Source organism: Paenibacillus sp. FSL H3-0457, assembly GCF_037981725.1.
Taxonomy (GTDB): Bacteria; Bacillota; Bacilli; order Paenibacillales; family Paenibacillaceae; genus Paenibacillus; species Paenibacillus amylolyticus.
This window is the reverse complement of the sequence record NZ_CP150283.1, coordinates 3652186-3678257: the sequence shown is the minus strand read 5'-3', so window position 1 is coordinate 3678257 and position 26072 is coordinate 3652186. Positions and strand designations below refer to the sequence as shown.

Sequence of the window (26072 nt, the reverse complement as noted above, 5' to 3'; positions counted from 1 at the left end):
CCAGCACTGAAAAGTTAACCTTTAACTCCGGATAATTGAATACCCTCAATGAAATACGACTCCGCATACAGAAATACCATCACCATCGGGGCCATATAGAGCATGGATGCAGCAAAAGCAATACCCTTGTCACTCTGATTAATCGTGGATAAAAAGACGGACAGCGGCTGCTTGAACGGGTTGTCTAAAAAAATAAGAGGCTGTTCCACCATGTTCCAATAATCAACGAAGAGCAAAATCACAAGTGCGGCTAATCCTGGCTTGATCATCGGAACAATCATCGTAACAAATATCCTTAAATGTCCTGCTCCGTCCATTTTGGCAGCTTCAATATAGGCGTAGGGAATGTCCAGCATGAATTGTCTGAGCATAAACACGCCAAAAGCTGCGAAGATGCCAGGAAGAATGATGGCACTCGTACTATTCAGCATCCCAAGCATATCGACCATAATGTAATTGGGTACCAGCGTGACTTGGAATGGCATGAGCATCGTCATGACATATACCAAAAACATAGAATCCCGGCCGCGAAATTTTAGCTTGGAGAATGCATAGGCAGCCAGAGCCGCAACAAGAGTCTGACCTACAATAATCGGTACGACCATGAACACTGAATTCCAGAACATCATCATAAATTTCGGGTTGTCGATAAATACCTTCCCGTACTGTGCAAAGGAGACCTTATCCGGAATCAGCTTCAGGTTTGCAAATGCATCGTCTCTACCTACGGCTGCTTCATTCATTTGCCCGATGAGGCCATAATTGATCCCAATTTCCTGTTCTGTCATCATCGAATTTGTGAATATAATCACAATTGGTGATATTAAGATCAAGGCAATAACACTCAGGATGAATGTTAATACACCATTTTTCAATATGTAGACTATTCGCACAGACTTTGCTTCACCTCCTACTCCATGTACTGCCGATGCCGACGCTCCATCGCAAACAGAGCTAGAACGATCAGCAGTATACTGACAAACATCAAGGATGCCGCTGCGGTTAGTTTCTGAATGTCGAGTGATATGAACATATTATTCATATAGTGCTGCATCATGTAAATACTGTCATGGGGATAACCGCCAGCAATGAGATACGTTTCCCGAAACACTTTAAATGAGTTAATAATGGACATAATCACTACAAAAAACATCGTCGAAGTCAGATAAACCAGTGTAACACTCCGAAATTGCCGTAAACGACCAGCACCTTCAATTCGAGCCGTTTCGTAGTAATCCTTCGGTATTTGCTGAAGTCCGGCAAGGAATAAAATAACGTTGTAACCTATGTTCTTCCATATATAGACCATAATCACGACTATACGTGCCGATTCGGATTTCATCCAATCCACCCGTCCGTATCCGAAACTATCCAGCCAGGCGTTAAGGGACCCGTTCCAATCAAAAAGGATCTGCCAAATCATGATGATCGAGGCGGTGGGCACAACAAGCGGCATCACATAAGCTGTTCGAAGCCATTTTTGGATATAGACATTTTTATGTAGAAGCATCGCGAGCCCCAATGACAGCATGATCATAAGTGGAACACTGATCGTACTGAAATATAACGTGTTGGAAGCTGCTTTGAGGAAAGAAGCACTTCCGAGCAGCTCACGATAATTATCGAGTCCCACAAAATGACCGTCTACCGAATGGCTCATAAACGAATAATACACGCCCATGGCAAACGGGATAAGGTAAAAGAGTGCAAATCCGATGCCGCTTGGCACAAGGAAGAACATGGCCGCCGAAGCATCCTTACGGAGCCATTTTTTCATGGTTTTCTAAATTCATCCTTTCACTGTTAACTTTAGTCTTTCATTCTGTTTCCTGTTTTGCCTCCCTTCCACTCATTTTAGAAAAGAGTGTTTAAGAAAATAGTGGTAAGATATTAAAAAATTCTAAAGTTTCTTACTGATTTTGCGGTTTCGTGAACAGCTTAACGAATTAAAGGGCAAAATAACGATTAGATACGCCTAATAGGCACTTGGTAGAAGCTCTTGCCCCGCGAAATCACTTTACTTTTTTTCTATTCTTATTTCATCTAGGTCTGCATTTTTTCAATGCATAATGATAAAGAAAAGAACCTCAGCCGGGTTAACCGAGCTGAGGTTCTTTTAACTTTCTAGAAGGTCTCGCGTATGCTTTATTTAATAACTTCAACCTTTTTATCCCCTGCTGACTTCGCTACTTCTAACGTTGTTACGCCAGTAGCCAGCATAGAAACGATTAAAGCTGCACTGAGTGCTGTGGACATTTTCTCTTCTTGACCATAATCATACCTCCTATATTTATTATGTAATAAGCGGCTCAAGACGATGACGAGCCGAGGTTTTCCATTTGGAGTCTCATCCCATCATATCCACCCCTACAGCAGTTCAAAATGAAGTTGAGTCTCAGGTAACTTCGTATTTCCTTTCCACTGATTTGCACCGTATCCCAATTCCAGAACCGCAGCAATGCGCTCGTTACTCAGTACACCAAACATTTCAGTACGGCTCGGGTCGTACATCCAGTCATGCAAGGTACAGCGCACACCCAGACTTTGCTCATGAGCCAGCAAGCGGAAATTCTGAATTAGGCAACAGACAGCTGCAAAGTCCTCTTCCCGCTTATATTGATCCGCCTCTTCCTTCACCAAGACCAGAAGATACGCAGGAGCCTGGTTCTGTAATCCCTGCATGATGTCCCCATACCGGTTATCAGCAAAGATAAATCGCCACGGCTCTCGGAGGCCATCATTTGGCGCCCATACGGCATGATTGAGCAACTCAAGGATTAGGTCCTGCGATACCGGTTGATCCAAAAACTCAATCGGACCGTCCATGTCTCCTTCCAAATCTGACAATTTCATTTTCTTATCCTCCTCTTCTATGTAGGCTGCCCTCGCAATACGGTCCACTTCTGCTCGGCTGGTGTCCTTTTCCGACTTCTTGGCGCTTTGTCGTAATACCCTATATGAAGAATACCAACAAATCTTTCATCCTCACGTAAGCCAATTCCATTGAAGAACCCTTTATGCTGAATCATGGACTCTGTATCCCACAACATTCCTAACCCTCGTTCCCAGCCCAACAGTTGGAAGCTCTGCATCACCCCACAGGTAGCCGCATAATTACGGTCATTGGTCAGACGATTCGGTCCTACAGTCGACATAACAATGACGTGGGCAGGAATATCGGTAAATCTCTTTTTAAAAACATCCAGAAGTTTCCCTGGAATCAGCTTGCCGAGCTTGCTTTGTGACATCTGTTCCAGCATGCAGTCCACCAACCGTTTGCGTGCTTCTGGAGTTCCGGCATATACTACACGCCATGAGCCAGACTCAACAAATGGTTGAAGCCGTATAGCCTTACGCAGTAGTTCAACAACCAACTCCTGGTCCACCGGCGTAGAGTTACATTTACGAATACTCCTGCGCTCCCTGATCAATTCCGCCAGACTCATATGCTTCACTCTCCTTTGTTCTATCTGGATTCAATATTTATACTGCTGTCTTGTAGAAATTGATGGATTACTTTTAGCTCCGTTTCCGAATATTTGTCAAGAGTACGATAGAAGCGCTCAGCCTCATGTATATGCAGACGTTCATGCAATTCAAAGATTTTTTTGCCTTGCGGTGACAACCGGAAATAGCTCTCCTTTTTGTTGTCGTTCATTTTCGTACGTTTGACGAATCCTTCCTCGAGCAGTTTGTTGCCAATTTTGGTGATACTTGCTTTGGACAAGTTCATCGCCTCGGCAATACCCGTGTTGTTAATGGGCTCATGCTTGCCTATGCAATCTATCATATGAACCGCGGTCAAATGCTGAGGGATTTTCTCGATGCTTTCACGCTGGGCGATACTTAGGAAATGCTCGATTTCTGTATCCTTGTGGTTCTCATACACATGTAAAAAACGGATAAATTGGTCATAAAGCAACTGTTTTGTTCGATCTTTTGAGATCATTCTTTGATCGCTCCTTATTTACTTGTAAACAAAAATATTCTTTTAAAAATAGAGTTATTCTAAATAAATTCTTATATTTAGTTTACTGGTTAACAATATATCATGAATGATAATGCTTATCAACTATATTCTCTGACATTATGAATGATGAGTTTAGAGTACTAAACCACCAGATTAATGACTTTAGCCCTCACACATTTAGGCTATTGGCCATATCCTAACTTGGAATTGTAAGTAACGATTAAAGGGAAGGATTTTTCAATGTTCCCCCAACAACATTTGAAAAGAGGTCATGATATGTCTTATTTACCTTATTGTTATAATTGTTATTAGTATAACTTTGATTTACGACTAATATATTGCTCTACTCTCTTCACTTTTTCTAAGTAGATTCGTCCCGTAGTTCCCTGAAGCCATGCACCATTACCTGTCCAATTAACATCAACCGCTCGATTTAAATCAAAAATCCGCTCCCAACTTTCTTCTTTCGTCATTTCTAGTATCCCCTTATTAAACTCACCTTCTTCATGTTCATTATCAGAGCAAAATCCATTGTTCAGTACCAGGTTCCATCTATCAAGATCTGATATTAGTACATCTGTCTCCTTGAGATCAATGGTCAATCTTACGCATTTAGTTCCTCCCTCAAAATGTCCGGTAGATCTCATATCCGGCTTTTTGATCCATAGCCAGATTGGATACTCACCTTTATAATTAGGTAATCTTGTTTTCATTTGTTCCATCATCCATATGTATTGTTTTGGAAACATTAAGTGTTCAGAGCTTCCCTCCAAGTAACCTGTTTCTTGGGCTTGTTTCCAAACCTCTAATGTCTGCATACTCCAATAAATCATTTTTTTGGGTACCTCCTTGCTTTAAATTTCTCGCCAGTCTTCCCCATATTCTCTTTCTAACTCATCTTTAAATTTAAAGTATAGATCTTCAATTTCCTGATATACTTGCTCCTCTCGTAACTCCAAATCATTGTATCTAGCCTCGATCAAATAAAATAACAGAGCCTTTTCCCTAAATTTTAATTCCATCTTACGTGTCTCCTTATAAAATATAGTTCAACTAAGATAAGTTTTGGATCTCTCTGAAGTACAGATAACTCATCTTTTTTGCTTAATTCCTTAAACAAGTCCCGTTGCTCACCATATATATTCTGAGTTGGCGTTCCAAGCTACATTCCCTTCTCTTTGTATCATGCCGCTTGTCCTTTCTCTTTTCTATAACTGATTGAGCCACAAAGATAAATTCCATATAACACATCGTAACGGTTTCTAGCTGACATGACAAACTGTGAACAAAAGTATGCAAGCTATTACGAATGGGGCCTGATACGAACATGATCATTTTAAAAAGTGATTATGAAATCGAATCCATCCGTAAGGCATGCCAAGTGGTGGCTGAATGCCATCGTAAAATTGCCCAGGTACCTGCACGAGGTGCCAATGAATAATTGGTAATTGCGCACCATGATCTTGTCCCTCGACATCAATTCATAATGATAATGAAAAAACCTCAGCTCGGTTAACCGAGCTGAGGTTTTCGCATCAGGTGCTTCGAATATGCCCTAATTGGGACGATATAGTCGCACCTAAGCTTCTTCATAGTAAGGTCACGCTTGTGCTTTAATAACTTCAACCTTTTTATCACCTGACGATGCCTCTAACGTTGTTTTACCTTGGATAGCGACTATCACGCCAGTAGCCAGCATAGAAACGATTAAAGCTGCGCTGAGGGCTTTGGACATTTTCTTCTTGACCATAACCATACCTCCAATGTCTAATTACAATATTTAACTTTGTTGGGTAATCCATCGGGTGATTGTATTATAACGTACTGACAATGATTGTAAAAGGATTTGTTCCTTCCTCCGGTTGCCCTCTATTGCGACTGAATATGCCAGTGAATTTTCCGTGGTTACATAAGAATCTAAATAACCTAAAAATGGTTTACAATTACGACATTAAATGTTACATTAATTTGAAATTGAGTAATTTAATAGATTCTACTGGAGTTAAGGATCTGGGGATTACGAAACTGAGGCAGTGTTTGCCGTTTGACAGTCTGGTAAGTATGAATATGACGGTGGTTCTAAAACACCATTCATTCAACATTAGGAGGATATTCTAATGAAAACAAAATCACTAAAATTAATTACAGTTGGTGTGACTTGTGCTTTAGGGATTGGAATAGGAGTTTATGGCTGGGGAGCTGCATCTGCCGATACTAGTCCCTCTAAAGATCAAATGGAAATAAAAATCAATGATAACGGTCAAACATATGGTTCATTTATTTATCATGATGAAACAGAATTAGATCTAGTTAAGGCTTTTGGTGTAGACGGAACTGAAGGTTACATCAAGACTTCAGATATGAATCAAGATTTGCCACAAACTCCCGAAGAAGCAATTCAGAGTATGAATGAACCAAAAGTCGATAAGTATATAAACTTGTACGATAGCAACGAGAATATTATCGGAAAATTTCTACTCACTAGTTCAGATGATTAACACTAAACTATACTACTCCCCCAAAAAAAGGCTCTCCATGATGATTGAGGGCACTTTAAAATGCCAACATCTATAAACAGGATACCCACCTCATTTCTGAGAAGGGTTATTCTGTTTTCTTTGCTCCTTGATCGGCTTCCTCGTTATCTACCGCAAAACCCGATTTTTTAATTTGCTCGAGCTCTTTAATAAAAGGAATCATCATTCAAGACACCGATAAAGATGGTTTCGCCAGTTAATGTCTTCAACTCGTCAGCAACTCGAAGAATACCTAGATTAAAATTAAAGTTTAAACTATGATCTTGAAGCTTACTCATTAAAACACTACAATGTCTTTGATTTCAATTGGCATGGCGCTACCATCCCCTCAATTACTTTCAATGAATCTCCCACTTAATCGGTTAATTTGACGATCACACTATGCATATCTTCTACAAAGTAATGGTGCGATCTATATTCTCTGCAACTCCTTCGGGATGATCTCTATTACGTCAAAGCAACGTTGCATATAACTTTTGTTCATTACATACGCCCTCTGTTTAACCACCTTTCGTTTAATCTTAAAATGTCTCATACTACTTGAAAAGTAGGCACCTTTTTATTAGATAGGAACCAGAATGTAACTAATGGGTGTTAACAACAAAACAACCGTTTCAAGAACGATTGTTTTGTTGTTACATTGTCATGAAAGATTAAACTATTGTTTTGTAATGTTGATTTATCGCTTCCCGTCACTTTAAATTAACTTTTTCTCTATATCAAAAAGCTTAGAAATACGGGGAAATAGACGAAAGGCATTGCCATAAGCGATAGCTTTCGCGTTTTCTTCGCTAACCTGCTGTGCTTCATGGAATACCGACTCCCGCTGTATCCGAAGGACGCTGTCCGCTGGCCAAGGTATGTCCGCTCCGAACAGAATCCGATCAGGCGCAATCAACTTTTGGATCGTGCCGAGGTTCAACGTGGAATCATAATAAAGGTGGTCCAGTTTGGCTATTTCAGCTTGAAATTGTTCCGGTGTTGTTTCAACCTGAATCGAATCTTGCCCGATGGCGGCAAGCGCAATTCTCCATTTGATATACGGCACCATGCCCCCTGTATGGGGAAGAATGAACGTAATGGATGGATATTGGTCGAAAATGCGATGAACAGCCATCGTAGTGACAGCCCGCGTTGTATCGAAGGTGCCCTCAAGCAATGCAGGACTAAGCCCAGCGATTTTTTGCGGTATGAGGATTGGATGCAGAAACACAACAGCACTGCGCCGATCCAATTCGGTTAACAATTCGGTGTAATCTGGATGGCTTAAATATTTCCCCTGATAACTTGTCAGCATTGCAACACCATCCATCCCGAGAACATCAAGTGCATACAATGTTTCTTCCATGGCTGCTGCGGGATCGGGGAGTGGAAGCGTTGCAAATGCACCATACCGCTCAGGATAAAGTTGAGCATACGATGCGAGCTCTTCATTCATTTTACGTGCCAATGCGTTGGCAGAAGATTGGTCGATGAACGTCAGGTCTGACGGGGCTGAAAGGAATGAAAACGAGATGTCACATACATCCATTTTTTGCATCCCGATCTCGGGCGTCCACTTTGGCATAAAACTTGGAATCTCCATTCCCAACTCCCGCTGCTTTCGTTGCATTTCTTTAGAGATGATATGGTGGTGAACATCAATGACAGGATTAAACATGCGTGATCAGCTCCTTCTATTTATTTTCAAGCCACTGGTTTAACTGGTTTTGCTTTTCCGTCAATATTTTCTCTACGCCTGCATTCTTTAGTTTGTCGAGATAAGCACCCAGTTCTGACGGGTCAAAAGTTCCTGTCTGAAAGCCTGCATCATACTGGTTTTGGACGTTGGCCACCGAGGTAATTTGTGTTTTGACCGGATTGATGTCGAAGCTGAAACCCATCGCCCTTGATTTTACGGCACTCTCATTTTCGCCCCTCAAGTGCTCCCACATGTCAGGATCGTTCCCTTCCCATATATAGGACAGGAAATTGTTCCCCACGGCATATTGGTTTGAATCGTATCCTGTTGCAGTAACGCCATCCGGCTTGCCGATCAGGTCATTATCCTGCTTAACATAATGCTTGCCCTCAATTCCGTTGGTAAACAGATTAATGACTGCCTCGTCCGAGTAAAACAGTTCCAATACTTGAATCGCCTTATCCGGCTGCTCACTGTTCCTTGCCAAAGACATCATGTTGGAAGCTACGCTATTACGCGTCATATACGAGTCCTCAAGGGGTACGCATACAAGTTCAGTCCCAGCCGCAAGTGATTCCGAGTAACACTCATTGATATTCCGGATATACGAGAAGGCTTTGCCTGCCTTGATCAGATTGGAGCCCGTTTCCTGTGACGTTGCGACGTCTTTGCTGAAATAACCTTTTTGATACCAATCACGCATCAGGTCAGCCATTGTGGAGAACCGCGAAGTCGCAAAAAGGTTCTGCACGGTGAAGTCCTCCCCACCAAAATCCAGTACGCCAGGTGCTGTTCCCAATGGATCAAAATTCAGCATGGCTTGTCCGGGTGTTTCCTGCGAGGTATAGCTGACAATCGGCGTGACACCCGGCTCCTTGTCCTTGATAAGCTGCAATACAGCAGAGATATCATTCCAAGTTTTTATGGCGCTAAGGTCAATAGCATGTTTATCGGCAAGCTCTTTGTCCATCACAAAACTGGGGGAAAGTGCCCAAGCTTTAATGCTGGGAACGCCATATGTTTCACCATTCATCTTCCCGGCTTCTGCGGCTTCCTCCGGAATAGCCTCCAGTATCTTTTTACCAAATTCATTCAACGATTCGTCCATGGGCAGTAACTGCCCCCTGCCGATTTGGGATTCAAGGCCGAACCACACGCTGGTATACACCAGATCCAGTTTCTCGCTGCCCGCCAGCATCAAGTTCATTTGATTGGCATAGTTCGATCCATTAACAGGCAAGAGCTTCACGGTGGCGCCTACCTTTTCCGCTGTAATATCACTGATGGCTTCCTGAATTTCCTTAACATCCGTTACATCCCCAAAAGCCGGATACGTCATGACCACTTCATACATGTCTGTTGCTGAAGCTTTCCCAGGTTCTGCTCCGTCCTTACTGTCTGGATTTCCGCATGCCGTCAACAATAGAGGGGCCGCACAAATTAAGGACATTACCTTTATGAAACCCACAGGCAATCTTTTTCTGAACATCTTCATTCACTCCCCATGTTTGCTTTTGGATGAGACATCTTGGATACGAAGCATAACTAACCTTTTACGGCACCAATGGTCAATCCCTTGACGAAGAACTTCTGGAAAAACGGATACGCTGCGATCAGCGGCAACACACCGATTACGGCAATAGCCATTCTCACACTGCCGAGAGGTACGGATGAGACAACCGCTGTCTGACCAGACAAACTGCTTTGCTGCAAGTACTGGACATCAGACAACATTCGATTAAGCAGGTTTTGAATGCTGTAGAGGCTTCCGTCATTGATGAAGATCAGACCGTTAAACCAATCGTTCCAATACGAGATCATGAGCATCAGACCAATGGTTGCCAGGCTTGGAAGAGCAAGCGGGAGAACGATTTTGCAATAAATAATCCATTCGTTGGCTCCATCCACATAGGCTGACTCCACGACTTCGCCGGGAATTGATGTGGAAAAGAAACTGCGCATCAACAAAATGTAGAACCCGTTGGTCAGTAAATTTGGGATGATTAGCGACCAGATGGTATCTTTCAAATGGAAGAGGTCCGTATAAATCAGGTACATCGGCACCAGCCCCCCATTGAAAAGCAGGGTGAAAAATACGAAGAATGACAGGAACGAACGAAATGGAAGCACATTTCTGGATAGCGGATAAGCGACCAGGGTTGTGATCAATAATCCAACGACCGTGCCCACGACCGTGATGAACGTCGTAATTCCATACGACCGCAGAATCAACGAATACTGATTAAACAGATACACATAAGCATCGAAGCTGAATTGAGCCGGTAATAAACGATAACCATCCCTGATAATGGCTTGTTCCTCGGTTAGGGAAGCGGATATCAGAAGTATAAACGGAAACACTGCAGCGATTCCCATCATGATGAGCACGAGGTGAACAGCCATTTGATATATCCTATTTGAATACATGTTGTCCTCCCCCTTAGCTAAAACAGCGCCAAATCCCGGTTTTTGCGACGAACGATCGCATTGGTCGTTAATACTAACAGAAAACCGACAATGGACTGGTACAGTCCGGCAGCGGATGACATTCCGAAATCCCCAAAAGTCATCAATCCACGATAAACGTATGTGTCAATGACATCGGTAGTCGTTTGCAGTGCACCCGAATTCAGCGGAACCTGATAGAACAATCCGAAATCGGAGTTGAAGATGCGTCCCACTGCAAGAAGCACCATAATGACCATCGTGGGTTTAAGCAGAGGAAGGGTAATGCTCCAGACTTGCCTCCACTTGGATGCCCCGTCCAGCGTAGCGGACTCATAATATTCTTGGCTGATACCTACGATTGAGGCCAGATAAACAATGCATGTATAACCGACGTTTTTCCACAGATATACGACACTTAGTATAAAGGGCCATTTACCGGAATCCGCATACCACGACACGGGGTCTATCCCCAGTAAAGGAAGCACGTAATGGTTGACGAATCCGTTTTCCTCGTTGAGCAATGCCAGAACCAAGTAAGCGACAATGACCATCGAGATCAGATAGGGCAGCAAAATGATGCTTTGATACAGTCGGGAGGCAAATCGCTTTTTTACCTCGTTCAACAATACGGCCACAGCTATGGAGAGTACTGTTCCAAGCACGATAAATGCGCCGTTGTAAAGTAACGTGTTTCGGGTAATCACCCAAGCATCCTGCGTTTGGAACAGATAGGCGAAATTATCGAAGCCTACCCAGTCACTTCCCCAGATTCCTTTTGCAAAATTGATATCTTTGAACGCAATCACAATGCCGAACATGGGCAAGTAATTGTTGATGAACAGATAGACGATGCCTGGCAAAATCATGACCAATAACAGCCCATGCTTTCTGATGTTTTGGATGCGGTTTGCATGGAAACCTCGACGCATGTCTCTCTCCCCCTGTTCGTAACAATGATGTTTGGTTTGTGTAACTCCTCCAATATCCCTCCTATTCTATGAATGTCAGTTTATGTGACTCAAAATTGTTCTTATATGAATAATACGATGTAAGGAAGCCTCAGTCATTGGTGTGATTCACTAAAAAAAATGATTTCATTTGGATTATTACACCAAAAGAAAAGCCTGTCTAAATTTTAATGTTATGTATTATCACATTCACTGCATTAAGCAACGTATTATAAGCCCTGTGATCAGCCTTTTCATGTCAAAAAGCAACGCACCTGAAAAAGGATGCGCTGCTTCATGTATAATTAAAGATTGTTACGAATGGATGGCTGCCATCTGTCTGCTGTTGGGAAACATTCGACCACCAACAAGCACACCACCCGAAAATACAGCTTCGCGTGGAGGTGCCGCCGCCAACGCATGCATCGCATTTATGGCATTTACCAACGAGAAAGTACCTCGTTCACCCACTTTTGGAGTTAATGGCGCATTGGAAATAAGCTTGTACGTTTCTAGCAACCAGAAGTCTTCTACCCAACCGGATGCTTCAGCGAGACGTGACCCACGGGAGAGCATATCGCCATTTCCGAATGGGCTCCACGAATCCAAAATGTTATCGGAACCGATATGCAGGGACACTCCCGTTTCCATCAACAGTTTGATGGGGGGCATAGGCCTGTCAATGGGCACACTCGTCATGATGGCTACGCCGGTCGCACACAACCTTTCTGCGAGTGAGCGCACCTCTGTTTCCCCAACCTGGCCCAAACAGTAGGCATGGCTTACCGCGGTACGGCCGGACATACTGGCTTGTTCTGTCAGTTCGGCGAAGCGGCTGATCGTGTATATTCCGAGATGACTCGGGTCATGCAGATGCAAGTCGATGCCCGCAGAGAATTCTGTCGCAAGTTCAAACATGGCTTCCAGACTGGCATCCACTCGGCGGTCCAGTCCGGCCGGATCCACACCGCCAACATAGTTGGCTCCAGCACGAAGCGCTTGCCGCATGACGGAAACGGAGTCGGATCGAAGCAGGCCTTGTTGGGGAAACGCCACAATTTCCATATCGATGCGTCCCCGGTACATCTCACGCACTTCCAAGACCTCCTCAAGATGAGAGAGGCCAATTTGCGGATCCACGTCAACATGTGTGCGGATTGCCGTTGTACCTTGGGCTAACATTAAATCCAACATTCGTATCGCACGTTCTCCCGCCCCGGTCGGTAGTTCCCCCAACATACTTTTCTCAAATTCCAACTGGCCGGGCAGCGTGACAAACGGCTGCAAAGATTTCCACGGCTCACCAATAAAATGCTTGTCCAGATGGGTATGCATATCTGTCATTGGCGGTACATAGTGCAGCCCATCCGCGTCAATGACGGTTGTCGGCCTACCGGCAATATTTACAGATGTGAGATCCGCATCCGTTCCGGCAGTCTCAATGCTGACAATAAGTCCAGTTGCTTGTTCAATCGTTAGATCAAACAGGTTTTCCGACCATTTGACATTTTTCACGAGTGTTAAGCCTTTCTCCATAACTCCATCCCCTTACTTCATAATTAGATTGTTTCCATCCCATCCGACAACCACGGTAATTCCAAAAGTTTTGAGTCAGTACAAGCTACCTGTAATCCCGATTTCCAAACCGTGCGGGCCTCCGGTTTATTAAGCAGAACTTCCCTTTCCGACCGCTCTCGGAACAATACCATATCAGCCGGAGCGCCAACCTTAACGCCATAATTATCAATGCCTAACGCCTGTGCTGCGTTATGCGTCAGCATGTTGGCCAAGATGAGCGCATCCCGTTTGCCACCCATGTACGAAGTAATCGCCAATAGCCAGGCAACCTCAATTGGGTCTGTTTTGCCAAACGGCGTGAATGGGTTGCGCACATTATTGACGCCAATTGCCACATTCACTCCACAATCCTGCAGCAGTTTCACGGGAGTCAGACCTCTATGATAACCTTCTGGACCTTCTCTTCCATTCAAAAAGAGGTCCGTCATCGGCAGCGTAATGACGCTGATTCCGGCAAGACACAGAAGCTCCCCGATAGCCGAAGCTTCGTGTTCAGGGAGGGAACCGAGCGAGGTTACATGTCCGGCGGCTACATGCCCCTGCATGCCTGCAGCAATTGTCCTTTTTGCAATTTCCACAACGGCACGGTCGTTGGAATCGACCGAGAAATCCGCGTGAAAATCCAACGGTTTTCCGTACTTCCCTGCCAGACCAAATGCAAAATCCAAGTGCTCCCCCAGGTCTGCATCCTGATAAGTGATTCCTCCAATCACATCGGCTCCCATACGAATGGCCTCTACCATCAGCTCAGCAGTTCCCGGACTCTTGAACACCCCTTCTTGCGGAAAGGCAACTACCTGTAAATCCAGTTGATGTTTTAAGGATTGTTTGAGACGAAGAGCAGATTCGACAGCTCTGAGTCCAAGAATCGGATCAACCTCCGCATGGCAACGCATATGGGTTACACCATTCCTGACGGCTTCCCGAATGACAACCAGCGAGCGACGATACATGTCCTCCCTTGTGAACGAACTTTTCAGTTTGGATGTTATCTGAATCGCGTCCTGGAGAGACTCCGCCTCCCGATCCATGGAATCTAGCAAATATGCTTTTTCCAAATGAATATGCGGCTCGACGAATCCGGGCAGCAATAAGCCTCCTTTGCCCCGCACTACACGAGACGCTTCGGTTTTCCTTTCCCCGCATGGCGTGACAAATGCAATCTTGCCTGAGGATATCCCGACATCCATTCGCCTTTCAGCCCCGGAAATCACCGTATCTGTGATAAGTAGATCAATCATTACATCCTCCGTTCATGTACGCTTTTATTACACGCAAGACACACTTTAAGCATAATTCACTCTTTCTGAGAAATCATTGGATGAAAAGGATAAAAATAATTAGCAATCTTGGATGATCAAACCAAAGATATTTACTCCACATGATCGTAGTGTTATATTACTTAACAATAAAATAACTTGTTCCAGAAAGGGATGGGTCGATGTGCTGCTGACAGATTTGCTGAAAAACGGCATTTACGATGATGCCAGAGTGATTACGGGGCATAAGGGTCTAGTACGTGAGGTTCAAACGGTCAACATTATGGACTGTCCGGATATCATTCACTTTCTAAGGCCAAACGAGCTCTTGCTGACCAACGGTTTTTTCATGAAACAGCAGCCAGAGATGTTTATTCAACTAATCAGGGACATGCAGCGTCTTAAGTGCTCGGGGTTGGCCATCAAAACCAAGCGATTTGAATTGCCGATCCCTGATGAAATACTTTGGGAAGCGGATCAGAACGAATTTCCCATCATCGAAATTTCCGATGTCCGTCTATCCCTCGGCGAAATTTTGCAGCGATCGACCAGTGTGATTCTGAATAACAAGAGCGACGAACTGCAGTATGCACTCAGCATCCACAAAAAATTCTCCGAGATGATCATGCGCGGCAAAGGAATTTCCAGCATTATCGATTCTCTGTCCAAACTGTTCTCATCCCCAGTCGTTCTGTTAAACTACAAATGGCAAACTATCTCTGCTTCCAGCCAGAATACAAGTGTTGCTGAACTCACTGCAGCCGCTGTAAATACACTTCAAGACTTGTCCGATATTTCTAGTCCCACTTCGTTGTGCTTCATCAACCCATCAGTCCGAGAGCGTTGCTGCATGCTGGTATATCCAGTAAAAACTTACCGCAACGAAGGCTATTTGTTATCCTTTCATTCGCCGGATCAATGGACTGGACTTTTTGGTCTGACGCTTGAGCAGGCCTCCAACGTCATTGGAATGGAGCTGACCAAATCACAGGCTGTCAAAGAGCGCTCCCGCAGGCACAAAAACGAATTCTTCTCCGATCTGATTGAGGGATATATCACTTCTGAGCAGGAGGCGCTGAACCGCGGCAAGAGATGTGGGCTTATCAAGGGGCGTTCAAGCGTCGTGCTGACCATGCGTAATGACGAGGTGCATCACATGCATCAAAGATTTCCTAATTACGAAGGGTCGGCGCCTCCGAAAGGAGATAATGTCACGGAGCAAGAGGAGCAATACGAGCACATCAAACGTGTTTTTGGTGGGTTAGATCATTCCTTCGTCATGTTTACCAAACATGATACCTACTGTCTTCTGTTATCTATCCCTGAGTCGGGGTGGGATGAGGCGAAAATTACCGAGCAGCTGTCAGGAATGCTTAGAGAGCTGCATCATGAGACTGGACTGAGTCTGTCTATCGGCATTGGCAAACCTGCAACAAATGTACTCGGCGTTCGTCATTCTTATACAGAAGCGGTTAATGCAATGCAATTCGGCTACTGGCTAAAACGAAAGCAATTCGTCCAATCTTACCAAGCCAAGGACATCGGATATTTATTCCACATGCTTCCCCACAATGAACTGAAACAATTTTACGACGCGACCTTAAACGGACTGCTGCAGATTGCAGACGAACATGAAAAAAAAGAGTTGCTGCGCACCTTAAACGCTTTTTACGATACACAATGCCAGCTTGTCGAAACATCCAAGCAACTTTTCGTTCATCGAAATACGGTGGTGTATCGACTGGAAAAGTGTGAAAAAATCCTGGGTGTGAAACTCAAAGATCCAACTGAAAGCTTACGAATCCGCATAGCGATAGCCATCGAACCTCTGCTACTTCAATAAAATTTGTCCTTGCCTTGGGACAAGCTTAAAACAAAAAAAGCCGCTATAATAGCGACTTGAATTGAACATGTTCCTGTCTCGCGACACTTCTTTATTGGAATATCTATGAGATACGCCATCATGGAATAAATTTATTATTTCGTTAATATCCACTTTTGTCGATCAAGTGATGGATTCAGTTCACTTAAGAAGAGTTCGGTACCATCTTCCGATACCTCTAATGCTTTTTGATGATGAGCTGAAGTAATATGAACTGATCCGTCTTTGTTCTCGTGAAGGACCCAACGCTGGTTGTTGTACCCTAAGTAATGATACAGCTGAAGTTTGTTTTGCCCTATATCCAGATCAAGTGTCTGACCGGCCGTAGTACGAATTGAATACGAACCGGCTTCGTCGCCTGTCGGAACAAATACCCACTTCTGGGTGGAAGCTGCACTTGCATCATGCAAGGTAACCGGCTCTCCGTTGACAAGGTTAGCTGTGTAAATGGATTTCTGCGTTGCGGCATTTACAAGGCTGGACTTGGTGAGGTTTGCAGCTTCACCGTTGCTGACATTGACGTTCTGATAAGATGCGGAGCCGCCAAAAACATGGAGTCCAAAGTGGCCTTCTGCAAAAGTACCATCCATGATATCTATCACTTTTTGACTGTCCACGTGAACGACAATATGCGGACCATTCGCTTCTATTTTCACCTTATACGTATGACCTGGCTGAATGAACGTTGGTACTTTTGCAAGAACCTGCCGTTCTTCAAATCCTCCATTGATTTTATAGAACAGACGAATGGCCTTCATGTTAGGGTCTAGATTCAGATAATAACCACTGCGACCATCTTCGCTAGCCCTGAACAAAATAGAACCTGCCCCTCCTGTTTCACCGAGCATCATGTCTGCTTCATACGTAAAGTTCCCAGCCTTCTCTTTGGCAATATAATTCGCATCGCTAAAATACTTACCACGAATCCCATGTTCACTAACTAACCATGAAGCAGCAGACAGATCTTTAGTCCATCCACTCAGGTTTGTCCGGAACTCGCCACCTGAGACTTTAATGAGCACACTACTGGAAGCTTTACCATTCGGAGTAGATACAGTGACTGTGGACTCCCCTTCTTTTTTTGCCTTAATAACTGCATGTGAATTGTCTACCAAGTCTATGGCTATTACGTCGTTATTACTGGAACTCCACTTCAGCGGTTGAACGCCTAGACCTGGGCCATACTCGACCATCGCCTGCAGTGTATCCGACTCGCCTACCCCCAGTTCCCGAACCCTCGTATCCATCTTTATTTGAGCTTTTGAAGGAATGTCCTCATTCCAGACAGATTGAAGTTGATGCACTTTCAAGGAAACAACGTTCACATTCCCACCTTTCACGTAAAAACTCATCGCTCTACTAGCAGGATCCGGAAATATTACATCTGAAAAGACGACTTTGCCGTTGTTACCAAAGGCTTCAACAGAAGATTCATCCACAAGAATACGCATCTTGATCCGATTATTCTCCATTTGCGTAGGCGCTTCATGTTTCTTACTAAATAGGTTAGAAAAATCCGTTTCACCGGATGCAGTTCGGTCCACAAACATATTACTATCGCTTGCCTTATAACCCACGACCGTCTTCTGATTTGCACCCTCACGAATGTTAAAGCCAAACTCGGTCGCTGTGCTGGTTTCAGGGATTTCAATTTCAGCTTCAATTTCGTAAGCACCTGAAATAATACCTTTTAGCAGATTCCCGGAAGAAGGACTCACCGACTTGTTAGAAGCAGAGTACAAAGGTTTACGCAGTGATTCCAATTCTTTGATTGGACTTTGCGTCATCCGAATTCCATCTTTGGTTGTTACCAATGATACTTCTCTCGGAATGGTTAGTTCACCTTTCCAATTGGACGTTGGGAAAGCGAACGGATAGTCCCAATTCGTCATCCACGCCATCATCACTGTGCGATGATCAGGCATGTTAGCGAAAGACATCGAAGCGTAAAACTCTTTACCAAAATCTGTTCTTAGTACCTTACCCGCCGGATTATCGTTCACGAATTTACCATCAGCTGTTAAATGACCGATAAAATACTCGGCATCTGATCCGCCTGTTCTGGGATTCGCTCCTGTACTGATCATCATAACCCACTTCTTCTGTGACGTTCCGTCTACCGGAAGCTGGAACAAATCAGGGCATTCCCATACGCCTCCGCGGACGTAATCCCCATATCCCCAATTATCTGTCAATGTCCAGTCAAGTAAGTTCGTTGACGTGTAGAAACGAATATGATCTCCTCCGGACACAACCATAACCCAGCGGTTATTCTCATCATCACGGATCACTTTCGGATCGCGGAAATCCCAATTCCCAGCTTCATTTCCGCTCTTACCCGGGTTCTCGATCACAATCGGGCGTTCCTTCGAATACTCCCAAGTACGACCTTGGTCTTTACTGTATGCCAGACCTATACGCTGGTTCCCATTCGGGCTATCTGGGTTAAAGGAAGTATAATATGCAATAAGGCCCTTGCCTCCTGAATCTCCGAATAAACCAGATGCATTTGTCATATCCGCAACAGCCGACCCAGACCAGACATGTCCGTGATCATTCCAGGGAAGTGCAATCGGAAGCCGTTTCCAGTTCAGCATATCTTTACTTACCGCATGCGCCCATGTTCCTCCATCCTGATGGAAGAGATGATATTCTCCTTCGAAGTAGACAAGTCCATTCGGATCACTCGCTGAACCACGTATTGGCGTGTAATGATATTGTGGACGATATATCTCATTGTAATATTGGCTCAGTTCCGTTACATAAGTATCCTGAAAGTAAGCCGTCCCCTTTTTTACGACGATTCCGGTACTTCCACTCCTGTAGGTTGAATCTTTCACGTCAATCGCGGCCGTAGTGTATCCGTCCAGGAAGACCTGAATTCGATCTCCCTTTGCCTTGATTTCCACATGATGTTTGGCTCCCATCTGACTCGGATAAGTACGTTGCGAACTTGCAATTACTGTTCCTTTTGTATTCGTCAAACTTACACGGACCTGATCTCCTTCCTTCGTAAGAGTAGCTTCATATCCTTCAGCTCCATCGGTTGAAGATCGAAATGCGAGAGCTGCAATAGAATCAGGACGAAGGGTAATATTCCCTTCATAGACCATATCAGTCGCCTCTTTGTTATAGATTTGCTGTGCTATGCTCCCCTGTTCTACCGTCCCTCTTTTGCCGTTGATATCAGGTTGCCATTTTCCCTTGCTAGAAATCACCGGCCCCAAATTACCTTTCAGATCGCTCACCACGATGTTCGAAAACAAGGCGGATCCATCCCATACATGGAGTCCAAGCTTTCCGCTTTGATACGAAATGTCCTGAACATCAATTAATGGTTTATATTGATTGCCCCAATATACTTTTAGCGAGGAACCCACTGCCTTCACTTTGAGATGATAGATTTGCCCCATTTCAACAGAAACTTTACGCTCCTCCTTTAATTTCCCATCTCCATTTCTTGCATCTCTTAACCGAATCAGGCCTGCGTCCGGAACGATTTGCAGCATGTACGAGCTAAAGCCATCCTCATTAGATCGAAACAACAATGTTGCATCCGCCTTCGTATCCCTGATCATGACATCAGCTTCATAGATAAAATCATCGGACACTGTCTCTGAGATGGCCATTACATTTTCTTTAGGCTGTGAAGTTAGCAAGATTCCTTCTGAAGTATCCTCTAATCCTCCTTTTCCTTTCACTTGCCAGCCTATCAGATTGGTATTTGATTTGGATACGCTTTCAAAAATATCAAGCTCCTCCTTTGCCTGTTTATTTGTTTCCTGATCAGCAAGTACAGCACTAGCCGCAATTGATTTAGATGTAAAAATCCCGTTTGAAGTCAGAGTTAATCCCGTTGCCATCAGAAGACATATTGCGAATTTAGATTTATCTTTCATTCCATACCCTCTTTTCTAATAATATTGTGAAGTTGGTTCAAATTTAATTGGTTTTGGACAACCAGTTCAGTTCGGTTGATTTTCCCAAATGCTTACGAGATCATTGATTTGAAGCGACACGACCTTTAGTTCTCCGCCAATGGCATAGAGTTCCAGCCCTCTACTTCCCAAGTCGGGGAAAATCGTGTCTGAAATGATAGTTGTCCCATTGTTGCCAAAGATCTCTACACTTGACCAATCAACATAGATGCTCAACTGTATCCGTCTATGCTCTGGCTTCATAGGGGCCTTGTGTTTTGTAGCAAAATCGGGATGGAAATCAACAGCGTTTGACTTCGTTCGATCGACAAACAACTCCTCATTCAAGACATTATATCCGATGACTGTCTCCTGGTTGGAAGAGGAAGACTTTCGCACCTTGAACCCAAATTCTATTGCATTACCGATTTCGAATTCCGCAATAATTTCCATCTTTGTAGCAGAAACATCAGACAAAACGTTCATATCTGGTTTAATCGTAATGTCTTGTAGAGACAGAATTGATCTTCTAAGTTGATTTAACTCACTTATGGGTGCTTGAATTAAGCGAAGTCCTTCCGAATACGTCCTGAGCTGAATCTCTCGTGGGATGGACATATGGCCACGCCATTCTTTAGAAGGAAGAGTGGAAGCATAACGCCAATTATTCATCCAGCCGACCCAAATCTTTCGCCCATCCTCATTCGGTATACCATCCCAGGTCACGGCCGCGTAAAAGTCAGATCCGTAATCTATCCATTGGATTGTATCGAATGATTCCAATGTTTCATCTAGTGTAAAAACCTTACCATCAAAGTGACCTATAAAATACATCATGCCAGAACCGCCTGCGGGTGGTTCTGAATCGTTTGGATTTACGCCATTTCTATCTCCGACACTTAGTGTCAGAATCCATTTAGTGGTATTAGGGTCCTCATCCACTTGGAGTTTAAAAACATCAGGACATTCAAAAATCCCACGATGTATGCCTGGAATATCAGAACCGAAACCGCTTGCAAAAAGCCAATCCTTAAGATTCGAAGATGTGTAAAATTCTACATGGTCACTTACAGCAAGAACCATTACCCAGTTTGAGGATTCTTCATGCCAGAATACTTTTGGGTCTCGAAAGTCTAGCGTCTCCGTGGGGAATAAAACAGGGTTACCTTCATACTTTGTCCAGGTTCGACCATTGTCCTTACTGTAAGCGATGCTTTGAACCTGCGGTTTACCGGGTTGAGCGTTGTTACCATTATTAGTATAAATTGCAACCAATCCTGATCCTGCTTCGTTGAAGAATCCGCTTGTATTGTTCTTATCGACTACCGCACTTCCCGAAAAGATCGCTCCATCTTCCCCAGGTGAGATGGCTGGTGGGAGTTCATCCCAATGTACTAAATCATTACTTACTGCATGTCCCCAATGCATTCTGTCGAAGTCAGGCTGCGTATCATGGGGAGTATATTGGTAGAAAAGGTGATATTCTCCTTCGTAATAAACCATTCCGTTAGGATCGTTAATCCAATTTCCCTTAGGGGAATAATGTATTTGCGGTCTGTATTCATTTTTATAAATAAAGTTTTCTGGATCTTTGCTGATATTATTTTCACCTGATAGATGTACTTTTTTAATTTTATTCACGCTCCCTTAAGGCTATTTAAGATCTAAAAAAAGTAATATGCATTCCTTATTAACAAAATAAGCCACCTGTTTTCATTTGTCAAATTATTTTTGTATAAATGAACACTATTTTTTATGTATAAATCTGTTTTAGTTTACATTTGCACAATTTATGACTGATTATAGAAAATAACAATTTTTAATTTAAGTTGACTTATTCATTTTTTTTATTGCTTTAAACCCATTGGTTTACAAATGTAAAAAAGGTTGTATCTAAACTTCTCTTTACTTGTTCAGCAAAATATCGTTAGTATTAAACCTAATTTTACCGATAAAACAAAAAAAGCCGCTAAAATAGCGACTTCAATAGGATTATGCTCTTGTCTCTTAACATGTTCTAAATAAATTAACGGCTGGCTTATGCTTTAACAACTTCAACCTTTTTATCCCCTGCTGACTTCGCTACCTCTAACGTTGTGTTACCTTGGATAGTGACTATTAGGCCAGTAGCCAGCATAGAAACAATTAAAGCTGCGCTGAGGGCTGTGGAAATTTTCTTCTTGACCATAACCATTCCTCCAATATCTATTATGTTGTGTTATGCGGCTCAAAGAACTATGATGAGCCGGGTGTGACTAGATATTACAATATTTCACTTTTTTGTTGGGTAATCTACCTGGTGATTGTATTATAACGTACTGCCAATGATTGTAAAAGGATTTTTACCTTGTCTTCAAATACAATAAAGTATGATTGTTTTCTCAGAATTTCTTTTCAAAACTAAAAAATTTGGCGGTCATTCTCCTTGATGTAAAGTATCCACATATTCAATAAACCTTTTCGCTGCTGGGGAAATATTATGATCATCTCTCCACTTTAATCCTATTTCCCAGTACCATCCTTCATCAATGATAGGGATCCAGACCAATTCATCTAACATCAACCCCAGCGTCTTAGGCAGTACTGATACACCTAGACCCGACTTTATAAAACCGGCTACAGTGATCAGGTCCTCCGCTTCATAAGCCGAAGCAAGAAAAAATCCGGTATGTCGGAACCGGGATATGATCGTTGCTTTTAATCCACAGTTGTTTTTCAATCCAATAAAAGGCTCGCCAGACAGCTCTGTCAAACTAAGAGCGCTACAATCTGCATAACGATGTTGGGAGGGAACAACAATGTATAAAGGAACATTTTTAATCGTCTTCCAGTGATGATTATTCAAACTAGATTCCCTCGATGTAATCATAATATCCGAGAATCCTTGCTCCAGATGTTCATCAATATCTCCTAAGTTCCCTTGTGTCAATTCGAACCGAACTTTGGGATACTTCAATTGATAACTCCGAATTAGGCTAGGGATCAATTCAACACCGAGAATATTTAGATAAGACAACGTAATCACACCAGTATCCGGGTTGGACCACTCTTCGATTTCCTTTAGACCATTTTCAATATTATGTAGGGCCCTACCAATCCATTTAGAGAACATAGTACCGTTCCGGTTCAGCTTAATATTTCGTCCATTTCTCTCAAATAAAGGAGCTCCTATCTCGTTTTCAAGCTTGGCAATTGCATGACTTAACGCTGGCTGAGTAATACCGAGTTTTTTGGAGGCTAAGGTCATATGTTCAAGCTGTGCAACGGTCATAAAGTATTCCAATTGTGTAAGTTCCATTAAAACACCCCTCCATATATTAATAATATTCATCATTTCTATTATTATAATAAATTGGACGTTATGAAAGTAGCAAGTGTAGTATTAGTTCTAGCTCCTCTCGAACTACACATTAAGGTTTAGAGACAGTGCAATTTCAAATTAATCATTGAATACCATCACTAGGAGGAATAGTTATGCATAAAGAGTTTGAGTTCTCTGTATCAGAATTTAAAGGTAAAAGGGTGCTTGTAACCGGAGGAACAAAGGGAATGGGGCAAGCAGTTGTGAAAAGACTTGCAAACGGCGGAGCTACAGTTCTTACTACTGCCCGTTCCCTATCTGCTGACTTGCCAAATTCGGTCAAATTTGTTCAAGCAGATGTCGCCACAACTGAGGGTGTAGAGCAAATAATTTCAGCAGTAAAAGAACAACTTGGAGGTATCGATATTATTGTCCATTGCGTAGGTGGATCAACGACACCACCAGGAGGCGCACTTGTATTGAGTGATGAGGATTGGCTTCATACATTAAATTGGAATTTACTCGCAGCAGTTCGACTTGATCGTGGCTTAATTCCACTTATGTTAGAAAATAATTCAGGTGTTATTCTTCATTTCACTTCCATCCAGAGACGTTTGCCTTTATATGAAACTACACTGGCTTATGCATCTGCCAAAGCCGCGCTGACTAATTATAGCAAGGGATTATCGAATGAATTTTCCCCTCAAGGAATTCGCATCAATACATTGTCTCCCGGATTTATTCAGACAGAAGCATCTGACGCATTAATTGATCGGATCGCAACGCAAACCGGAAGTCGAGAAAGTGCGCTCGAACAACTTATGACTTCACTCGGAGGTATTCCAATTGGTCGGCCAGGATTTCCTGAAGAAGTCGCTGAGCTGGTCGCATTTCTGGTCTCAGACCGAGCAGCATCTATTACAGGTAGTGAATATGTCATAGATGGGGGAACTATCCCTACCGTCTAATAATTAATTAATAAAGGGAGAGAACAATATGGATCTCAATCATTTACCGTCTGTAATTGCCAAATACATTACTGCATCTAACAAGCCAGACCCAGTAGTATTTGTAGATTGTTTTTCAGAAAATGCCGTTGTGATGGATGAAGGAAAAAAGCGAAATGGCAAACAGGCGATTCGGAAATGGAGTGATCAAAACCATTTCGCGGCGAATGTAACGTTAGAGCCAACAAAAGCCAAAAAAATAGGTGATGAAATTGTGTTAACATGCAAGCTGGATGGTACCTACGATAAGACGGGTCTACCCGATCCGCTATTATTGGATTATCATTTTGTTATTGTTGACGATAAGATCATTAGACTTTCCATTTTCTAAAGATATCCAAATGGCTTGTCCGCCACGGGCTGCAGTAATAAGCTCTCTTTGTACATGATTTGAACAAAAAGATGCCCCCACAATGATGTATTTGATCATGTAGGGGGCATCTTTTAAATCACGACAGCCGTTCAACATTAATCAAAGGCTGTATTTTGATGTCGAAGTCAACATTAATTTTCATATTTTCCCAATATCTAAACCATTGCTCTTCCGTTATTGGTTTAGAAAAAGGCTTAAGTGAATGTGTTCCGACCTCTAAGGGATCCACTCTCAACCGTTGCATACTTTTTAATAATTCTGACGTTTGTTCCTCAAGGTATACCTCAATCTCATGAATTAAATGTTCCAATTGTTCCTCGCTTTGTATATTCTGTTCTCCCTGGTATTCCTCAATTCTTCCTTTCAATCCCACATGTAAAGACAAGGATGAATAGTCACTTGATAGTTTCATGCGAATATTGGATCGAACACGTCCCAAACTGATAGATAACTTTGGAATGGCCAAGACTTTTAAGAAATGATCGTTATCCAGAAGTTGAAAAATTTCATCACTTACGTCTTGAGTAACCATTACTTCTTTATCATTTTGGAAAAAGGCCGTTCCTACGTAATTGAAATTGTTTTTATCCGCATGAAAAACCGGCAGGATCGGATCCTTAAGAGGGGAATATAACATCTTCATGAATTGATGAATATTGACAATGCTCATTTCACCTTGGTTATGTTCCTCGTAATGCTTTAACATCCGATAAAGAAAATAATCTTGGTTTTCTTGCTTCGTCAATTGATTTTTTATGTATTCATCAAAATCGCCTCTGACAATCAATAAATAGACATGCATTGAAATATCGGGATCAACCAATATCGTATTGATCAGCTTTTCAATGCCTTCTTTTGTTGCCAGTTCCTCATTGATTAATAACATTCGCAGCTGCCCCTGCTTTAATTCCCGATAATAAATTAAATTAAACTCCTTGCCCCCCTGTTTTAACAGATCAACTTCCTTGGAGAGAAAGCGTTTTTTTTCTTTGATGAGTGGTGGCACTAAAGTGCTGATTTTAAACTTCCCCTCCGTCCCCTTGTCAACCGACCAGAAAACTACCGGAGCGATCTCTTCGATGATATTGTTCTCGGCATATGGAGAAGAGCAACCGGCCATCCACATAAGGCTTACAATCGCCAATAAACCATAATGCTTGTATGGTATCATG

At 43.0% G+C, this 26072-nt stretch carries 23 protein-coding genes; 4 read left to right on the top strand and 19 right to left on the bottom strand.

The features are described 5' to 3' along the window. Positions 1 to 14: 14 nt before the first annotated feature. The 8 genes from MHH25_RS16255 to MHH25_RS16220 all read right to left on the bottom strand — a co-directional run bounded on the left by MHH25_RS16255 (position 15) and on the right by MHH25_RS16220 (position 5720). Entirely contained in the window at positions 15 to 893 is an 879-nt protein-coding gene (locus MHH25_RS16255) for a carbohydrate ABC transporter permease (protein WP_338706118.1), read from the bottom strand. Between the two features lie 17 nt (positions 894 to 910). After that, a complete protein-coding gene (locus MHH25_RS16250) occupies positions 911 to 1777 on the bottom strand; it encodes a sugar ABC transporter permease (protein WP_338706117.1) in 867 nt (288 codons plus the stop codon). A 590-nt stretch (positions 1778 to 2367) separates the two neighbouring features. Beyond that, positions 2368 to 2853, bottom strand: coding sequence for a nitroreductase family protein (locus MHH25_RS16245; RefSeq protein WP_036615363.1), 486 nt, complete (start codon positions 2851 to 2853; stop codon positions 2368 to 2370). Positions 2854 to 2870: 17 nt separating this feature from the next. Further along, entirely contained in the window at positions 2871 to 3446 is a 576-nt protein-coding gene (locus MHH25_RS16240; RefSeq protein WP_338706116.1) for a nitroreductase, read from the bottom strand. A 20-nt stretch (positions 3447 to 3466) separates the two neighbouring features. Continuing rightward, entirely contained in the window at positions 3467 to 3949 is a 483-nt protein-coding gene (locus tag MHH25_RS16235) for a MarR family transcriptional regulator (protein WP_017688279.1), read from the bottom strand. 329 nt (positions 3950 to 4278) lie between these two features. Beyond that, positions 4279 to 4803 (bottom strand): DUF3841 domain-containing protein, encoded by a 525-nt coding sequence (locus MHH25_RS16230; protein WP_076317767.1) that lies wholly within the window; start codon positions 4801 to 4803, stop codon positions 4279 to 4281. 21 nt (positions 4804 to 4824) lie between these two features. Further along, positions 4825 to 4992: a hypothetical protein gene (locus MHH25_RS16225; RefSeq protein WP_155985137.1), complete on the bottom strand. Its 168-nt coding sequence runs from the start codon at positions 4990 to 4992 to the stop codon at positions 4825 to 4827. Positions 4993 to 5570: 578 nt separating this feature from the next. Continuing rightward, positions 5571 to 5720, bottom strand: a complete 150-nt coding sequence (locus tag MHH25_RS16220; protein WP_179086457.1) for a hypothetical protein — start codon at positions 5718 to 5720, stop codon at positions 5571 to 5573. A gap of 367 nt (positions 5721 to 6087) precedes the next feature. Here MHH25_RS16220 and MHH25_RS16215 point away from each other — a divergent pair, with 367 nt between their 5' ends. Beyond that, the gene (locus tag MHH25_RS16215; RefSeq protein ID WP_051447390.1) at positions 6088 to 6468 is read left to right on the top strand and encodes a hypothetical protein; all 381 of its coding nucleotides are present in this window, start codon (positions 6088 to 6090) and stop codon (positions 6466 to 6468) included. Positions 6469 to 7204: 736 nt separating this feature from the next. Here MHH25_RS16215 and MHH25_RS16210 read toward each other — a convergent pair. From MHH25_RS16210 to MHH25_RS16185, 6 genes are all read right to left on the bottom strand, one after another. After that, positions 7205 to 8167 carry an amidohydrolase family protein gene (locus MHH25_RS16210; protein ID WP_076317768.1) on the bottom strand — a complete coding sequence of 321 codons (963 nt, stop codon included), beginning with the start codon at positions 8165 to 8167 and terminating at the stop codon, positions 7205 to 7207. A gap of 16 nt (positions 8168 to 8183) precedes the next feature. After that, on the bottom strand, positions 8184 to 9677 hold the full coding sequence (locus MHH25_RS16205) for an ABC transporter substrate-binding protein (protein WP_340017520.1): 1494 nt from the start codon (positions 9675 to 9677) through the stop codon (positions 8184 to 8186). A 56-nt stretch (positions 9678 to 9733) separates the two neighbouring features. After that, a complete protein-coding gene (locus MHH25_RS16200) occupies positions 9734 to 10615 on the bottom strand; it encodes a carbohydrate ABC transporter permease (RefSeq protein WP_076317770.1) in 882 nt (293 codons plus the stop codon). A gap of 17 nt (positions 10616 to 10632) precedes the next feature. Continuing rightward, positions 10633 to 11565 (bottom strand): ABC transporter permease subunit, encoded by a 933-nt coding sequence (locus MHH25_RS16195; RefSeq protein WP_036615375.1) that lies wholly within the window; start codon positions 11563 to 11565, stop codon positions 10633 to 10635. A 333-nt stretch (positions 11566 to 11898) separates the two neighbouring features. Next, positions 11899 to 13119 carry an amidohydrolase family protein gene (locus tag MHH25_RS16190; protein ID WP_076317771.1) on the bottom strand — a complete coding sequence of 407 codons (1221 nt, stop codon included), beginning with the start codon at positions 13117 to 13119 and terminating at the stop codon, positions 11899 to 11901. A gap of 23 nt (positions 13120 to 13142) precedes the next feature. Next, positions 13143 to 14402 carry an amidohydrolase family protein gene (locus MHH25_RS16185; RefSeq protein WP_083669634.1) on the bottom strand — a complete coding sequence of 420 codons (1260 nt, stop codon included), beginning with the start codon at positions 14400 to 14402 and terminating at the stop codon, positions 13143 to 13145. 202 nt (positions 14403 to 14604) lie between these two features. Here MHH25_RS16185 and MHH25_RS16180 point away from each other — a divergent pair, with 202 nt between their 5' ends. Next, positions 14605 to 16263 carry a PucR family transcriptional regulator gene (locus tag MHH25_RS16180; protein WP_076317772.1) on the top strand — a complete coding sequence of 553 codons (1659 nt, stop codon included), beginning with the start codon at positions 14605 to 14607 and terminating at the stop codon, positions 16261 to 16263. A gap of 134 nt (positions 16264 to 16397) precedes the next feature. Here the strand turns inward: MHH25_RS16180 and MHH25_RS16175 are convergent, their stop codons facing one another. The 4 genes from MHH25_RS16175 to MHH25_RS16160 all read right to left on the bottom strand — a co-directional run bounded on the left by MHH25_RS16175 (position 16398) and on the right by MHH25_RS16160 (position 23517). Next, a complete protein-coding gene (locus MHH25_RS16175) occupies positions 16398 to 20201 on the bottom strand; it encodes a GH32 C-terminal domain-containing protein (RefSeq protein WP_340017519.1) in 3804 nt (1267 codons plus the stop codon). A 66-nt stretch (positions 20202 to 20267) separates the two neighbouring features. Then, the gene (locus MHH25_RS16170) at positions 20268 to 21860 is read right to left on the bottom strand and encodes a glycoside hydrolase family 32 protein (RefSeq protein WP_340017518.1); all 1593 of its coding nucleotides are present in this window, start codon (positions 21858 to 21860) and stop codon (positions 20268 to 20270) included. 397 nt (positions 21861 to 22257) lie between these two features. After that, complete coding sequence (locus MHH25_RS16165) at positions 22258 to 22407, bottom strand: hypothetical protein (RefSeq protein WP_164783315.1); 150 nt, start codon at positions 22405 to 22407, stop codon at positions 22258 to 22260. Between the two features lie 228 nt (positions 22408 to 22635). Beyond that, the gene (locus MHH25_RS16160) at positions 22636 to 23517 is read right to left on the bottom strand and encodes a LysR family transcriptional regulator (protein ID WP_339193464.1); all 882 of its coding nucleotides are present in this window, start codon (positions 23515 to 23517) and stop codon (positions 22636 to 22638) included. 176 nt (positions 23518 to 23693) lie between these two features. Here MHH25_RS16160 and MHH25_RS16155 point away from each other — a divergent pair, with 176 nt between their 5' ends. Together MHH25_RS16155 and MHH25_RS16150 are read left to right on the top strand one after the other, a co-directional pair. Beyond that, positions 23694 to 24488: an SDR family oxidoreductase gene (locus tag MHH25_RS16155; RefSeq protein ID WP_339193463.1), complete on the top strand. Its 795-nt coding sequence runs from the start codon at positions 23694 to 23696 to the stop codon at positions 24486 to 24488. Positions 24489 to 24516: 28 nt separating this feature from the next. Continuing rightward, positions 24517 to 24858, top strand: coding sequence for a nuclear transport factor 2 family protein (locus tag MHH25_RS16150; RefSeq protein WP_036615388.1), 342 nt, complete (start codon positions 24517 to 24519; stop codon positions 24856 to 24858). 118 nt (positions 24859 to 24976) lie between these two features. On the opposite strand, the gene MHH25_RS16145 is transcribed toward MHH25_RS16150, so the two are convergent. After that, complete coding sequence (locus MHH25_RS16145) at positions 24977 to 26071, bottom strand: Ger(x)C family spore germination C-terminal domain-containing protein (RefSeq protein WP_339193460.1); 1095 nt, start codon at positions 26069 to 26071, stop codon at positions 24977 to 24979. Between the last annotated feature and the right edge of the window lies 1 nt (position 26072).

What these genes read in the sequence shown, in the direction of transcription:
- MHH25_RS16250 (WP_338706117.1), bottom strand. Translation starts at nt 1,777, where the DNA reads ATGAAAAAATGGCTCCGTAAGGATGCTTCGGCGGCCATGTTCTTCCTT.
- MHH25_RS16245 (WP_036615363.1), bottom strand. Translation starts at nt 2,853, where the DNA reads ATGAAATTGTCAGATTTGGAAGGAGACATGGACGGTCCGATTGAGTTT.
- MHH25_RS16240 (WP_338706116.1), bottom strand. Translation starts at nt 3,446, where the DNA reads ATGAGTCTGGCGGAATTGATCAGGGAGCGCAGGAGTATTCGTAAATGT.
- MHH25_RS16235 (WP_017688279.1), bottom strand. Translation starts at nt 3,949, where the DNA reads ATGATCTCAAAAGATCGAACAAAACAGTTGCTTTATGACCAATTTATC.
- MHH25_RS16230 (WP_076317767.1), bottom strand. Translation starts at nt 4,803, where the DNA reads ATGATTTATTGGAGTATGCAGACATTAGAGGTTTGGAAACAAGCCCAA.
- MHH25_RS16225 (WP_155985137.1), bottom strand. Translation starts at nt 4,992, where the DNA reads ATGGAATTAAAATTTAGGGAAAAGGCTCTGTTATTTTATTTGATCGAG.
- MHH25_RS16220 (WP_179086457.1), bottom strand. Translation starts at nt 5,720, where the DNA reads ATGGTCAAGAAGAAAATGTCCAAAGCCCTCAGCGCAGCTTTAATCGTT.
- MHH25_RS16215 (WP_051447390.1), top strand. Translation starts at nt 6,088, where the DNA reads ATGAAAACAAAATCACTAAAATTAATTACAGTTGGTGTGACTTGTGCT.
- MHH25_RS16210 (WP_076317768.1), bottom strand. Translation starts at nt 8,167, where the DNA reads ATGTTTAATCCTGTCATTGATGTTCACCACCATATCATCTCTAAAGAA.
- MHH25_RS16205 (WP_340017520.1), bottom strand. Translation starts at nt 9,677, where the DNA reads ATGTTCAGAAAAAGATTGCCTGTGGGTTTCATAAAGGTAATGTCCTTA.
- MHH25_RS16200 (WP_076317770.1), bottom strand. Translation starts at nt 10,615, where the DNA reads ATGTATTCAAATAGGATATATCAAATGGCTGTTCACCTCGTGCTCATC.
- MHH25_RS16195 (WP_036615375.1), bottom strand. Translation starts at nt 11,565, where the DNA reads ATGCGTCGAGGTTTCCATGCAAACCGCATCCAAAACATCAGAAAGCAT.
- MHH25_RS16190 (WP_076317771.1), bottom strand. Translation starts at nt 13,119, where the DNA reads ATGGAGAAAGGCTTAACACTCGTGAAAAATGTCAAATGGTCGGAAAAC.
- MHH25_RS16185 (WP_083669634.1), bottom strand. Translation starts at nt 14,402, where the DNA reads ATGATTGATCTACTTATCACAGATACGGTGATTTCCGGGGCTGAAAGG.
- MHH25_RS16175 (WP_340017519.1), bottom strand. Translation starts at nt 20,201, where the DNA reads ATGAAAGATAAATCTAAATTCGCAATATGTCTTCTGATGGCAACGGGA.
- MHH25_RS16165 (WP_164783315.1), bottom strand. Translation starts at nt 22,407, where the DNA reads ATGGTCAAGAAGAAAATTTCCACAGCCCTCAGCGCAGCTTTAATTGTT.
- MHH25_RS16160 (WP_339193464.1), bottom strand. Translation starts at nt 23,517, where the DNA reads ATGGAACTTACACAATTGGAATACTTTATGACCGTTGCACAGCTTGAA.
- MHH25_RS16155 (WP_339193463.1), top strand. Translation starts at nt 23,694, where the DNA reads ATGCATAAAGAGTTTGAGTTCTCTGTATCAGAATTTAAAGGTAAAAGG.
- MHH25_RS16150 (WP_036615388.1), top strand. Translation starts at nt 24,517, where the DNA reads ATGGATCTCAATCATTTACCGTCTGTAATTGCCAAATACATTACTGCA.
- MHH25_RS16145 (WP_339193460.1), bottom strand. Translation starts at nt 26,071, where the DNA reads ATGATACCATACAAGCATTATGGTTTATTGGCGATTGTAAGCCTTATG.